This window comes from Sinobaca sp. TMA16-18 (assembly GCF_059510535.1).
Genome location: NZ_JCAKFM010000012.1, coordinates 49,316 through 62,560, shown reverse-complemented (window position 1 = coordinate 62,560; position 13,245 = coordinate 49,316). Strand labels below are relative to the sequence as shown.

The following is a 13,245-nucleotide window of genomic DNA, read 5'->3' as shown; positions in this document are numbered from 1 at the left end:
CGATGGTTTTTGGCTTTGCCAAGCATCTTAGGATCGCCCCTTTTCTTTTCAGTATACGACCATTCCAGCCCTTTGCCCACAAAAAAACTGCCGAGAAAAAAACTTTCTCGACAGCCTGAAAAAAACACCTTTCTAAATGAAAGGTGTTTTTAATTATATTGTTATAAACTTTTCTGTAAAGAATGGCTGGTTGTCATCATTAAACTCTACGCCAACGCCAAGCTCCGTGAAACTATCGTGCAGAATATTCTCCCGATGGCCCATTGAATTCATCAATCCCTGATGGGCAAACACGCTGCTGAATTGTCCATACGCCAGATTTTCCCCCGCCCGGGTAAAAGTAATCCCGTCTTCTTCCAGCCTTTCAAAAGGAGACTGTCCCTGCTGGTTCGTATGGCTGAAAAATTGATTTTCCGACATATCGGTACTGTGCTCACGGGCTGAGTCTCTTACTTCCTCGTTCCACTCCAGAACAGGAAGGCCATGACGAACACGAGCTGCATTTGTCAGGTCGAATAATTGATATTCAAACCCTTCTTTTAATGTTTCACTACTGCTCGTGTAAAAACTTTCTTTCGTCGTTTCCAGATTTTCGTCAATGATCTGAACAGCCGTTACTTCATCCGACTCATGAACATCGTAAAACATAGTTACATAGCTCCCATCCAGATGGTGAACGCCGTATTCTCCTTCACTGTTGACCTGATAGGTAAATCCGCCATTTCGCATCATGTCCTCGGATTCACCCAACGTTTCATTTACATAGGATTTTGAGTCGCCCAATGTAATATCATATTGGGAGGAAAGTAAATTCTGGTTTGTGTAAAGCCCTTGAACGATACCTTCTTCATTGTACGAAACCATCATAAAGTTATGATAGTTTTCATGATAGGTTAACCAGTTTACCCCGTATTCATTCTCGCTTTCACGCATAGACTCTCCATACATATCTTCCACTTCCTGCCTGGTATCCCCCAGTTCCACATTACCTACGGAAAAAGATTGATCCTCCGGCGTGGTCAGTTCCGGTTCTTCTACTTCCACTGCTTCCTGCTCAGGTTCTTGTACAGAACCTATCAAAGCATTAAAAAGGGTGACCGCCTCTTCTGTCATCTCCTCAAAGTCAAAGCCATTGTTTATCGTATCGTTTAATGGTTCAGGCATTACGTCGCCGGCGCGCTCCTCCCATAACGGTTTCGTCCAAATGATAACCAGCACAGCAGACACCAATAAAAACAATCTTCTCAAAATACGAACCACCCTCATCTATTCAATACTCCCGGCCGTTTCCGGCGGGAGGCACTGTTCTACTAATTATCTTCGCCCATCATTGTATCATTCTCATGAGGCACCATTCTATTAATTGGACTCCTAAGTCCGCCCTGTATGTCAGTTGTAAATACTACGGGGGAAAACCCTGGTTCCATAAAAAAACAACCTGCTTGCGGCTGGACGGCAGGTTGTTTACGGTTTGTGTGCAAGGGTTCTTATATTCATTTCATGCCCTTCAGTAGAATATACCGGTTGGTGATCTATGCCGGCTGCGCCCCATTCAGGATGGCATGCGGCTGCCGCTAATACGGAAGCATCCAGAATATCATCACGGGTGCATACGCTGCGGGGATATAGGCTTAGTGTTTTAGAAAATAGATTAGCCATATCAGAATCAAGCAGTTGGATCAGATCGAGGCGCTGTGAGAGACCCGGATTCGTTTTCTTTGATTCCAACAGCGGCTCTCCGTTCAGATCTGCGAATACGACTTCCGGATGTGCTTCATTCACAGGCACCAGACGAGCAAAAACATCTACTTCTTTTATTTTCGGAAATAAAAACCAGGACTGCTTTTGCAGGCCTGCACCTGTTAACTGTTTGTGTAACACATTTGCTTCCTGGTAGCTGCTGCAGGCAAGTACTTCCCTGCAAGGCACCGGAAATACGCTGGAACGCCGTTTTCCGAGTTTCCGGCGCGCCAGCGCCTCCACCCGCCGCGGGTACTCGCTGGCAGCCGGCAGGCCGATCGGCATATCTATCCATATAGAAGTATCCGGTTCAGGCCGGAGCTGATTCAAGCCGGGTATTACCTCTATATGATGTACCTTTCCGTCTTCGGCGAAAGCCGCGAGCCATCCACCTCTGCATCCATCCAGTCCAATTGCTTTCACCACGGCTCCTCCTTTCATCTATACAGGTAATGGGAACGTATGGCTTTTCATTACCCAGGTATTTGCTTTGCTTTTTTATATGTCAGTGTCTTAGGTAAAATAAAGCTTGTTACTACTAATAATATTAACATTTATTGAATAATCTTTTTTAGACACAATTAGAATATTATTATGACAAAGCTATTATCCACACCTATACTATGGGGCGATGCAATAAATGAACAAAACAGTTGATTTAAATGCTCTAGAACGTCATAAAAAGATCCATTTCAAGAGGATTTGTATATTATTTATCGAAGTAAACTATATATTATTCGTCCCCTCTTATCCCTTCCTTCGTCCAGCCTGTATAAAGGAGAACGTTCATGGAAAAACTGAAGCTGCACATTGAATTAATCGCTGCTCTTACTTCCGGCGTTTTGATCCTTTTTGCTTATACCCTTGAACTTTTTGAAGCTGGCAGCTTGTCGGTCATCACTTATATACTGGCCTTTGTTATCGGCGGTTATGCGAAAGCGAAATACGGAGTCAAAAAAACCATCCAGGACCGAAAGCCTAATGTGGAAACGTTAATGATTCTCGCTGCAGTAGGCGCTTCGATTATTGGTTATTGGACTGAAGGAGCTATCTTAATCTTTATTTTTTCCCTCAGCGGCGCATTGGAAACCTATACGATGAACAAAAGCCGGAAAGAGCTGTCGGCGCTGATGAAAATCCAGCCCGAAGAAGCATGGCTGTTAAAAAACGACGTAACCACCCGTGTGGCTGTGGCTTCCTTAACCTCCGGAGATATGCTAATCGTTAAACCCGGAGAGCGGGTGCCTGCTGATGGCAAACTAGTGAAAGGTCATACTGTCGTAGACGAATCTGCGATCAGTGGGGAATCCATCCCTGTTTCTAAAGATATAAATGATGATTTATATGCCTCTACTGTAAATTTAAGCGGTGCGGTTACGATGGAAATGACCAAGCCAAATTCCGAAACGCTCGTCCAGAAAATTATTGACCTTGTTCAATCGGCCCAAAGCGAAAAACCACCTTCCCAGCAGTTTGTGGAACGATTCGAAGGACGATATGTCATTGTCGTATTAATAGTCTTTTCGTTTATGTTGTTTCTTCCACACTATATAATCGGCTGGGACTGGAATACGACGTTTTACCGGGCGATTCTTCTTCTCGTTGTTGCTTCCCCGTGCGCCCTCGTCGCTTCCATCATGCCGGCTGCGCTTGCAGCTATATCCAATGGAGCAAGAAATGGCGTTATTTTTAAAGGGGGCGTACATTTAGAAAACTTAAGCTCTATTCAAGCTGTGGCTATGGATAAAACGGGCACGCTCACCCAGGGGCGGCCTCAAGTAACGGATTTTGTGTTCCGGGAAGATATCGATCGTGAGGCGCTGATGGCAATAATTGCAGGGATTGAATCACAGTCCAATCACCCGCTGGCTAAAGCAATCATGAAGTTTATTGAAGCCAAAGGAATCAGTCCGTTACCCAATATCCAGGTAACGGATGTGCCGGGAAACGGTTTGAAAGCGACTATTCAAAATGAAGACATTTTAATTGGAAAGCCTGCATTTGTGGATGAAAAAGAGGCAGAACTATTTCAAGGGGGAGTGTTGAGCCGACTGGCTCTTGAAGGAAAGACCGTAACGTTTGTCAGGGACGGAAAAGGAATAGCGGCAGCCATTGCCTTAAAGGATATTGTTCGGGAAAATACCAAATCCACTATTCAAGAACTTCAGCAGTTAGGAATTCACTGCATTATGCTTACAGGCGATAATCAAAAAACAGCCGAAGTCATCGCTGCAGAAAGCGGCGTCGATGCTTATATAGGCAGTTGTATGCCGGGGGACAAAGTGAACGAAATAAAAAAATTAACGGAAACCTACCGGTACGTTGCTATGATTGGAGACGGCATTAACGACGCTCCGGCACTTGCGGCAGCTTCCACCGGCGTTGCGATGGGGGAAGGTACCGATGTTGCACTTGAGACGGCGGATGTTATTTTAATGAAAAATGATTTATCGCGTATTACCTATTCGATTAACCTGGCGCGGAAGATGGAACGGATTATTAAACAGAACATGTACTTTTCTGTCAGTGTCATTCTCATGTTAGTTATTTTAAATTTTGCGCAGTCCATTACGATTCCTTTTGGTGTCATCGGTCATGAAGGCAGTACCATTCTCGTCATTTTAAATGGCCTGCGCATGTTGAAACCATAGACCGGTATTAACTGGGCTTATCCCGGATAATTAACACATCACAGGTGGCTCTCCGGACAATTCCTTCTGAGACGCTTCCTAAATGTATCCCTTTCTCCATTCCCGCTCCCGTGGCACCGGCAACAATAAGATCAGCACGATAAAGCCAGGCGGTTTCCTTCGGCAGAATATATTTAGGGGCCCCGTATTCCATCGAAATCGGCATATCCTGCATTCCATTGTCAGCCGCTATTATTTGATACCTTTCTAAAAGCAATTGTCCATTCTTCATGTAGATGTCTTGAATGTCATCGCGAAACTGTTCTACTGAATGCGCCAGCGGCGTATACAAAACGTGCACAGCGGATATGTCTGATTCCTGTTCCCGGGCGATAGTAATCGCCGTCTCGAATGCTTTCATCGAAATGGCCGATTCATCTATAGCGACTAAGATACGGTGATAATTTTCAGTAAATGTTTTGTTCTTCACTACCAGGACATCGCAGCCAGCGAGATGAACCGTTCCAGCAGATACACTTCCTAATAGATAACTTTCGATAAGACCTAATCCGGAGGCGCCTGTAATCACTAAATCAATATTGTATAAAGGAACGATTTCTTTAGCGATCTTTTTTTGGGGCGAAATACCCTGTTTCAGGATAGTAACTACTTCTTTAACCCCGGATCCTTCCGCTGCCTTTTCACAGTCTTTTAATATTTCCGTTCCATTCTCTACGGCTGCCTGCTTGATTTCTTCCTGGTAGACAGGCACCCTGCTGTATTCTTTGCTTTCTACTACATGACAGATGAACAGATGACTATCGTATCGTTTGGCTAGACTAATGCCCCGCTGCAATGCTTTGTCCGCTTCTTTCGAACCATCTACAGCCACTAAAATACGCTTGTACCGATTCATCTTTTTCACCAGCTTTTTCTCATATTTAATGATACTAGTATACTCAAAATTGCCAGCCTTTAAAGTGATACATCTCACACTTATCCAACTATTCCAATGTATGAAGGTTTTATAGGTTTTAGGAATCAATAAGAAATTCAGAGGAATAACTGTAGACACAACGGGGAAATAAAAAAATAAAACAACGGTATCATCAGCATCGTACTTTTTAAGATCAATCTGCTTGTACCACAGCCCGCATGGGCATTGCTTCAAAAAAAGATGCTGCTTTATGTTAATTTATTAAGTCCCTTTATTCACACTAAACGACAAAGGTGGTTGACATACTCCTAATTTATCCTATAATTCGTTATATAGGCATTAATATGTATTTCAAATGCATTTTTAAGAATATGTTGATTTATTGATGTTAATCATGTAATAAATTCTTATCAGTCTACGGTTGAACATTTCATTAAAAATAAAAACGTTTAAATATGTGCAGACATTTTTTTGAATATTTAAATTCATTACCCCACTTCCTCTCCACTTCATCATTTAAGTACCTATTTTCCTACTACAAATATCCCATTTCAATAAACTCCATTCCTGCTAACAGCCTTTCCATAGAAGCAGCCATCCTGTAACTTTTTTACAGATTAATCTTTTTGAAACGTTGAGAGATGACCCGTCAATTGAATTTCTTCAGAGAGGATTTTTATGATGAGATATTCTATGCGTTACGCTGTATATGAAGAGATGATGGCGGCACTGAAACGTCCGCCAAATGGGATGGAGGATCTTCTATTCCAGGCTTCCCAAAATGTAGAAGTAGCAAGAATTGCTCCGTTTTACGGTTTCTACCTTTATCCGCATGAATGGCTTCATTATTCCCTGCAGAACAAAGACCCCCTTGTGACTGAACTGAACCTGGCTATGTTGATTGCCCTTGATGCCCCTACGCTGGATGCAGACCCTAAAATGTTTCTTTACTTTTCCATCGCTGCCTCCCCGGGCAATAGTGACGTGAACGAACAGAGTTTATCCGTTGCATTTAAAACAACCATGCTTTTTCAAACGTTTATTTATCTGCAGAATAAAGTCTCTCATTTGGAACAAGACGACCAGTTCTCCATGCGCAAATACAAAAATCGGCTGAAACAATCAGATACAAGCGAATAGACAATCTTTACGCCCGGCTCCTTATCTCTTTTATATTATTGAATCCTTTAGGTGAAAATACTATAAGATTGCGGGGTAAGAAAAATGAAAACAGAATATAAAAAAATTCTTGTTGCAGTTGACGGCTCAGATGATTCGGAAAAAGCGCTTGAAAAGGGAATTGAATTAGCGTTAGAGTATAGCAGTACGTTAATAATAGGACATGTAGTCGATTACAAAAACTACAGCCGCGCCTCTATATTTTCTCCTGTTCTTATCCCGGCTGCTGAGGAAACCGGACAAAATATCCTGGACAAAAGCAAACGCAGAGCACAGCAGGCCGGCGTAGCTGATATTATTGCTACCCTGCAGAGCGGAAATCCGCAGAAATTGGTTTCTCATCTTTTAGCTGAGAGTTATGAAGCGGATTTAATCGTTACGGGGGCTTCCGGAGCGGGAACTTTTGATAAATACGTCATGGGGAGCGTATCGCTGAGCACCGTGCGACAGGCCCATTGTGATGTGTTAATCGTGCGCAATGAGACAGCCCCATCAGTGTATCGCACGATTTTGGTAGCCGCTGACGGATCTGATGAATCCATCGCCGCATTTAGGAAAACTATTGATTTAGCGAAAATCAGCAACAGTGCCGTCGTTGTCGCGCATGTGCTCCATACCCCTGCCATTTCATCATTTGATATGCATACCGAAGAAATTCTCACTATGTTTAAGAAGAGCGCAGAAAGTATTATCGATCAGTATAAAGAAATAGCGGAGCAGGAGAACGCAGAAAATATTGAATATATCATTGAACGCGGTTCTCCTAAAACCGCTCTTCCGATAAGTATCGCGGAGGCATACAAAGCAGACCTGATTGTCGCAGGGGCCTCTGGATTAAACCGGGTGGAACGACGCTTTCTCGGCAGTGTAGCCGAAAGTATTGTGCGCAGATCAGCCTGTGATGTGTTAATTGTTCATCCTTTTGATTAAATCACGACATACACGAAGCCCCCTGCACAATGCAGAGGGCTTCGTGTATGATAATCAACAGCAAATGTTTACACGCTCATAGGAGGAATCGTTTCTCCACTGACCACTTTCACATTACACTTTGATATTTTTTGGATTTTTTTCGCTTTGTCTCCCAGCATCAAACGATCTATTCGTGTGCCTCCGGATTTTCCTATGATAATTAGATCAACCTCGTGTTTTTGGCATAAATCCTGCACGAGCATTTTTGTTGGATCTCCTATTTCCAAAACAGTCTGGACGTTAGTCAATCCTTTTTGAATCGCATCGTCTTCATACTCTTTCAATTTCATCCGGGCTTCATTCTTTAATTGGTCAAAACCGCGTGGATCCATTCTTTCGAGCATTGCATAGCCTTTCTTATCTATCACAAAAGCAATAATAAGTCCGGCATTGTGAGCTTCTGCAACTGCATAGGCCTCCTCGAAAGCATCATGGCTTGCTCCCTCAAGAGCTTCCACTCCAACCAAAATTCGTTTATATTGTTCCATATTTCATCTCCCTTTCGAATAGTTATTTTCTTTCGTTTACTTATAGACGACAAAAAGCCAGAAAAAGAATAAAGATTCTTTTTCCGGCTTATGGTATGGCTTTATATCCATTCATTACTGCCTGCTATATAATTGTCTTTAGGAACATTGTTGAAAATTACCTCTTATGCATATATTACCCTTTCTATTTATAGGTAAAACGTTCTGATCACACTTTTTTTTACAAAGTTAATTGCAGGCTTTATTTTTATATATAATTTTTTAAAGGAGTGAATTGTATATGCCGGATATGAGTTCTTTAGGTTTACTTGTCTTGTCTTTTATCGTCACGTTTGCAATTGTGTACACGGTTCGTATGTTTCTTTCATCCAGGAAAAAATAAATTTCTGCCAATAGACCTTTTAATAATCAAAACGTACATAGAACCCGTTACTCCTTCTCTACTTTGCAGAATATAAAGAGCAGGCCAATGAGCGAAAAAGTAATAAACGCAAACGGATACGATATTTTTTCAATGACTAGCCCCCCAGCTCCTGATCCCAGTGCCTGCCCAATGCCGAGCGATAAAAACGACATACTGACTCCCAGCGATGGATAATCTGGGAAAACCCGTGTAGCCCATACAATAAAGAGCCCCGTCATAAAAATGTAGGAGACGCCAAATAACACAGCTGATAGATAAACAGCCGGCTGGCCGGGCATGGTCAGTCCAATAATGGATGCTGCGGTGACAAATACTCCGACCCTAAATGCTAAAGGCAGCCCTATCTTTTGAATAATTCCTCCCGCGGTTCCGCCCATAATACCGGCAGTTCCCATTACAATCCAGAAAACAATGCTCTGATTCATGGAAAAATCATGAATTACAGAAACGTAACTTCTTGAAAATGTCCAATACACAGACGAGCTGAATCCTATTCCAAGCGAAGCTGCTATTAAAAAACGGCCTTGTTTAAACGAGCTGCCCCACGGTACCTTTTGTTCAACCGCCCGCATCGGCCTTTCCTCTTTTTCCAGTACCGCGGCATTCCACCACCAAACGATCACAGTAATAGCAGCAAACAACAGGTAGCTCCAGCGCCACTGCTCTGTAAATAGTAAAACGATGGGGCCTGTTACGATTAATCCAAAACTAGTGCCGGTATTAATCCACGTGTTACCTCTATTTTGAAGAGAAGATTGCAAAGACTGACTGATCACCTGGCTGAATGCGGGAGAGGCCCAGCCGCTTCCTAAACCAGCAGCAAAAGCACTGATCGCAAGGGTGTAAAAGCCTGTTGAAAATGCGATGCCCCCCATTCCCAGAAAAGCTGTCGCCCCGGCCAGTAATACAATACGGCGGGCAGTAAACGTACGAATAAAAATATAAGCGGAACAGAGAGCCGCCGTGTAGGCCATATATGCTGCAGAACCGACAATTCCCCCCTGACTTTCTGACAGTCCCAATGATTCACTAATATCCGGAAGAAATAAACCAAAACTGAACCTCGCAAAAGCATACACAATACCAATCATCGCAATGCCGGGAAATACTATTTTCCACATATCCATCCTCCTTTTGATAGAACGATCACTCTATTAATAAGTAAAAAAAACAGACTATCTACTGTTTTTTTATATGTTGGATCAATCCATTCAGCGTTTTTTCAATGTCGTCAGCACTCAGCGTTTCAGCTAACGATGTACTTCCTTCGAGCAGTAAAGCCAATTGAATGGCGTTTATTCTCGTCAAGCCGTGAGATTCAAAAAACTGAATCATTCTTTCTTTGTGGGCAAGAACGTTTTTGACAAGCATATGGTCAGGCGTGCCCGAAAACTCCTCTTTTGCCCGCAGAAACATACAGCCGTTGGAAGCACTGTTTTTTAACCACTGTATATGACCAAAAGCCAGCCTTTGTTCGACTGATCCTTCTTCGTTACGCACAGCATCGGCAAGTAGAGAAAAATACATTTTTTCCCTTCTATTTAAAATCTCCAAAATCAAATCTTCTTTGGAATCAAAATGGTTATATAACGTCATCAGCGCTACTCCTGCGTCCTGAACGACAGCTTTCAGCCCTATCGCATGAAAGCCATGCTGATAAAATAATTTCTCTGCATGAACAAGCAGGTCCTCCCGTTTCCGGCTCATAAGCGCCTCCTTTTATATTAGATATAACGATCACTCTATTAAATTATCATACCCATAACCTGCAGGCAAGTTTTTGCTCTTAGAAATTTTTAAATATACATTATGAGTCTATTCCACCATAGTATTCATTGAACTTTTGCTTATTTAAATTAGAGATGGGTTAACCCGCCATCACCTTTAATGGCTGCATACATGTAGACGTCATGGAATGCACCAAAGTTGTATTCATAGTGCCTTAACAGGCCCTCTCTTCTAAACCCTTGCTTTTCCAGAACTTTCTGCGACGGCTTGTTGAGAGGATCGATGATGGCTTCGATTCGTTCAAGCTGCAAATGATGATACCCATACCGCACTATAGCTTCAATTGCCTCACTTGCGATTCCTTGTCTCCAATACGCTGGATGCAGTTCGTACCCGATTTCTGCCCGCCTATGTTTAAGTTCCCTATTTAAAAATCCACAGCTGCCTATCACAGTATCCGCCTGTTTCAGCGTGATTCCCCACCTAATCCCGGTACTTTTTTCCCGAATCGCTGTATACCAGTTGATTTCCCCATTCACACTGTCAGTCGATAGGTATGGCTTCATTCCCATCTGCTGCACTACTTTTTCATCCGATAGATAGGCAAACATATCGGAAGCATCCTCCGTTGTTACTTCCCTTAACCTCAAGCGTTTTGTTTCTATAGTTGGAAATACTCTCATAATGCCTCCACTCCCGAGTCGTTATATGTCAGTCTGCTTTTTTACATACAAAATTCTACTCTATCGTTCCTTTTAATAGTAAACTTAATGAACCTATCATTTTGTGACCTAAAATTAAATAAGGAGGGTGTGTAATGTTTCCGAATGAAATGGTCTGGGAAAATATAGAAACATTCGGCTGCGAATATTTATATGTTTCCAGAACAGAACACATGATTCAAGTGGAAAGCACGGTTATTTCCCTGGAAACCGGATTCCCCGTACAAATATGGTACCAAGTGATCCTCGACAACTCGTGGAAAACCAACAGTGTTCATATTAAAGACAAAAATGGGCCGAACCTGCACCTTACGTCTACAGGAAACGGTGTATGGTATGATCATCACGGAACTGTACTGGAGCATTTAAACGGAGCCATCGATATCGATATATCCGTCACACCTTTTTCCAATTCGCTTCCTATCAAACGGTACACATGGGATCCCGGCCAAAAAAGAGAGATAGAGATGATCTATATCTCTGTTCCCTCCCTGGACGTACAGAAAGTAAAACAAATCTACACGTATATTGAACGCGAAGGCGAAGATAGAGTGTTTCACTTCCAACACAGAGAGTTTGCTTCCTTTATCTCGGTCGACGAGAACGGCTATGTGACTGAATATCCCGGGTTGTTCACCAGACGGTATTAGCTGCGTCCAATGTGATTTAGAGTACTTTATAATACAGCTGAACAAACTGGTTAAACGTTTTTACTTCTTTCAGCGAAAGATTTACGCGATAGTCTCCTTGGCTGAAAAGAGGAATGCCGGCTCCAATCAGGGTGGGAGCAATCGTTAAAATGATTTGATCAATCAGTTGTTTTTCGATAAAAGAATGGATTAACTGTCCTCCCCCCAGCAGCCAGATATGTTTACCGGGTTTGTTCTTCAGCTCCTGTACTACGCTTACCGGATCCGCATTTACAAACCGGGTATAAGTATTGTCTTCCATTTCCGTGCTCGTAAATACGATGTTATCTCTATCCTGGTACGGGTATTCACTCATATTACCGGTATCATTTATCCACTCATATGACCTTCTTCCCATCAACACCGTATCGATCGTTTGATAAAAGTCAGCGATGCCGTTGTCGCCCTCTCCTTCTACGTCGAACAGCCAATCCAGCTTATCCTCTTCGGTCGCAATATACCCGTCCAGACTTGCCGCAATAAATAACACTACCTGCCGGCTCTCACTCATACCATTCTCCCCCTTAATTATGTTTTTAAATCACAGATAAAACTTGTAAATAGTTTATCATGTTCTGCCGGGTGCATCCGATCTAGCTTGTTTCAATTTTATAAATAAGCATGCTAAAATACTTCTAGCATGCTTATTTTGTTTATTCGAATTCCAATCCCGAGAAATGGAGATGATCATTCTGAAGACTATTGAAAAATGGCAGACGGTCATTCTCTTATCCGCTATTGGCACGGGATTGGTACTCGGTCAATTGCGGTTTATTGAAGCACATGCCGATTTGTTTGTACTCCCGTTTCTATTTTGCATGCTGTACGGATTATTTTTAACTATTCCTCTTCGGCACCTGCAGAAAGCCTTTACACACATTCGATTTTTCAGCATAAGTGCCGCCATCAATTTTATATGGACGCCTGTGTTGGTGTTTGGTCTTGGAGCAGTGTTTTTATCTGAGCATCCGGCGCTGTGGCTGGGATTTCTTATTCTGATGGTGACTCCCTGCACAGACTGGTATTTGATTTTTACCTCCATTGCCAGAGGAAATGTGCCGTTATCGGCTTCTATTCTGCCGGTTAACCTGATGCTGCAGCTTTTATTACTGCCGGTTTATCTTTTTTTATTCGCCGGTACGGTTGAAGGCATTGATCTTTCTGCAATTGGCACCAGCATTTTGCTCGTATTAGTCCTGCCTTTTACTCTAGCGTATGTGACAAGATACATATTCAAAAGAAAAAAGTTTATTCTGGAACAGCGGCTCGTTCCGTTTTTCTCCAAAGCCCAGGGACTGTTTCTCGCTTTAGCCATTCTGGCTATGTTTGCCTCTCAAGGCACAGTATTATTAAATAACCTGGGGGTTATCTATCTTCTGCTGATTCCGCTTTTCTTGTTCTATGTGATTAACTTCTTCGCAGCCCGGCTGGCCGGAAAGTGGCTGCGCTTTTCGTACGAAGACACCGTCAGTCTGCACTTATCAACATTAGCCCGGAATTCGCCGGCAGCCCTCGCTGTTGCTGTAACCGCCTTTCCGGATCAGCCTTTAATCGCACTTGTCCTCGTTATTGGCCCGCTGATCGAATTACCGGTGCTGGCCGTGGTCTCCCAGATTCTTCTCCTTCTACGGCGTGCCTCGATTTAAAGAAAATAATTTTGAGTTTAAACTATAAAGAAAAGAGCCCACTCATCTGTGAGTTGGCTCTATATTTGTATTAGGTGCATATATTTTTGT

General features: G+C 42.7%; 13 protein-coding genes. 5 read left to right on the top strand and 8 right to left on the bottom strand.

The window, feature by feature from the left end:
• Nucleotides 1–153: 153 nt before the first annotated feature.
• Nucleotides 154–1,248: a CAP domain-containing protein gene (locus tag AC5W14_RS16025; protein ID WP_496194992.1), complete on the bottom strand. Its 1,095-nt coding sequence runs from the start codon at nt 1,246–1,248 to the stop codon at nt 154–156.
• 216 nt (nt 1,249–1,464) lie between these two features.
• Nucleotides 1,465–2,163, bottom strand: a complete 699-nt coding sequence (locus tag AC5W14_RS16020) for a DUF429 domain-containing protein (protein ID WP_496194991.1) — start codon at nt 2,161–2,163, stop codon at nt 1,465–1,467.
• A gap of 365 nt (nt 2,164–2,528) precedes the next feature.
• On the opposite strand from AC5W14_RS16020, the gene AC5W14_RS16015 reads away from it, so the two are divergent.
• Nucleotides 2,529–4,391, top strand: a complete 1,863-nt coding sequence (locus AC5W14_RS16015) for a heavy metal translocating P-type ATPase (protein WP_496194990.1) — start codon at nt 2,529–2,531, stop codon at nt 4,389–4,391.
• Between the two features lie 7 nt (nt 4,392–4,398).
• Here the strand turns inward: AC5W14_RS16015 and AC5W14_RS16010 are convergent, their stop codons facing one another.
• The gene (locus AC5W14_RS16010; RefSeq protein WP_496194989.1) at nt 4,399–5,286 is read right to left on the bottom strand and encodes a universal stress protein; all 888 of its coding nucleotides are present in this window, start codon (nt 5,284–5,286) and stop codon (nt 4,399–4,401) included.
• A 699-nt stretch (nt 5,287–5,985) separates the two neighbouring features.
• Between AC5W14_RS16010 and AC5W14_RS16005 the strand changes: the two genes are divergently transcribed.
• Entirely contained in the window at nt 5,986–6,447 is a 462-nt protein-coding gene (locus tag AC5W14_RS16005; RefSeq protein ID WP_496194988.1) for a hypothetical protein, read from the top strand.
• A gap of 84 nt (nt 6,448–6,531) precedes the next feature.
• On the top strand, nt 6,532–7,416 hold the full coding sequence (locus AC5W14_RS16000) for a universal stress protein (protein WP_496194987.1): 885 nt from the start codon (nt 6,532–6,534) through the stop codon (nt 7,414–7,416).
• Between the two features lie 68 nt (nt 7,417–7,484).
• Here the strand turns inward: AC5W14_RS16000 and AC5W14_RS15995 are convergent, their stop codons facing one another.
• The 4 genes from AC5W14_RS15995 to AC5W14_RS15980 form a co-directional block, all read right to left on the bottom strand.
• Entirely contained in the window at nt 7,485–7,946 is a 462-nt protein-coding gene (locus AC5W14_RS15995; RefSeq protein WP_496194986.1) for a universal stress protein, read from the bottom strand.
• Nucleotides 7,947–8,375: 429 nt separating this feature from the next.
• Nucleotides 8,376–9,491, bottom strand: a complete 1,116-nt coding sequence (locus AC5W14_RS15990; RefSeq protein ID WP_496194985.1) for an MFS transporter — start codon at nt 9,489–9,491, stop codon at nt 8,376–8,378.
• A 58-nt stretch (nt 9,492–9,549) separates the two neighbouring features.
• Entirely contained in the window at nt 9,550–10,077 is a 528-nt protein-coding gene (locus AC5W14_RS15985; RefSeq protein ID WP_496058432.1) for a TetR/AcrR family transcriptional regulator, read from the bottom strand.
• Between the two features lie 149 nt (nt 10,078–10,226).
• The gene (locus AC5W14_RS15980; RefSeq protein WP_496058433.1) at nt 10,227–10,781 is read right to left on the bottom strand and encodes a GNAT family N-acetyltransferase; all 555 of its coding nucleotides are present in this window, start codon (nt 10,779–10,781) and stop codon (nt 10,227–10,229) included.
• Nucleotides 10,782–10,915: 134 nt separating this feature from the next.
• Between AC5W14_RS15980 and AC5W14_RS15975 the strand changes: the two genes are divergently transcribed.
• Nucleotides 10,916–11,470 (top strand): putative glycolipid-binding domain-containing protein, encoded by a 555-nt coding sequence (locus tag AC5W14_RS15975; RefSeq protein ID WP_496058434.1) that lies wholly within the window; start codon nt 10,916–10,918, stop codon nt 11,468–11,470.
• 16 nt (nt 11,471–11,486) lie between these two features.
• Here the strand turns inward: AC5W14_RS15975 and AC5W14_RS15970 are convergent, their stop codons facing one another.
• Nucleotides 11,487–12,020, bottom strand: coding sequence for a dihydrofolate reductase family protein (locus tag AC5W14_RS15970; RefSeq protein WP_496058435.1), 534 nt, complete (start codon nt 12,018–12,020; stop codon nt 11,487–11,489).
• 181 nt (nt 12,021–12,201) lie between these two features.
• Here AC5W14_RS15970 and AC5W14_RS15965 point away from each other — a divergent pair, with 181 nt between their 5' ends.
• Nucleotides 12,202–13,155, top strand: coding sequence for an arsenic resistance protein (locus AC5W14_RS15965; RefSeq protein WP_496194995.1), 954 nt, complete (start codon nt 12,202–12,204; stop codon nt 13,153–13,155).
• Nucleotides 13,156–13,245: the final 90 nt, after the last annotated feature.

Bases quoted from the DNA above. Each gene is read 5' to 3' on its own strand.
- AC5W14_RS16000 (WP_496194987.1), top strand. From the start codon at position 6,532: ATGAAAACAGAATATAAAAAAATTCTTGTTGCAGTTGACGGCTCAGAT.
- AC5W14_RS16005 (WP_496194988.1), top strand. From the start codon at position 5,986: ATGATGAGATATTCTATGCGTTACGCTGTATATGAAGAGATGATGGCG.
- AC5W14_RS16010 (WP_496194989.1), bottom strand. From the start codon at position 5,286: ATGAATCGGTACAAGCGTATTTTAGTGGCTGTAGATGGTTCGAAAGAA.
- AC5W14_RS15985 (WP_496058432.1), bottom strand. From the start codon at position 10,077: ATGAGCCGGAAACGGGAGGACCTGCTTGTTCATGCAGAGAAATTATTT.
- AC5W14_RS15995 (WP_496194986.1), bottom strand. From the start codon at position 7,946: ATGGAACAATATAAACGAATTTTGGTTGGAGTGGAAGCTCTTGAGGGA.
- AC5W14_RS16015 (WP_496194990.1), top strand. From the start codon at position 2,529: ATGGAAAAACTGAAGCTGCACATTGAATTAATCGCTGCTCTTACTTCC.
- AC5W14_RS15970 (WP_496058435.1), bottom strand. From the start codon at position 12,020: ATGAGTGAGAGCCGGCAGGTAGTGTTATTTATTGCGGCAAGTCTGGAC.
- AC5W14_RS15975 (WP_496058434.1), top strand. From the start codon at position 10,916: ATGTTTCCGAATGAAATGGTCTGGGAAAATATAGAAACATTCGGCTGC.
- AC5W14_RS15990 (WP_496194985.1), bottom strand. From the start codon at position 9,491: ATGTGGAAAATAGTATTTCCCGGCATTGCGATGATTGGTATTGTGTAT.
- AC5W14_RS15980 (WP_496058433.1), bottom strand. From the start codon at position 10,781: ATGAGAGTATTTCCAACTATAGAAACAAAACGCTTGAGGTTAAGGGAA.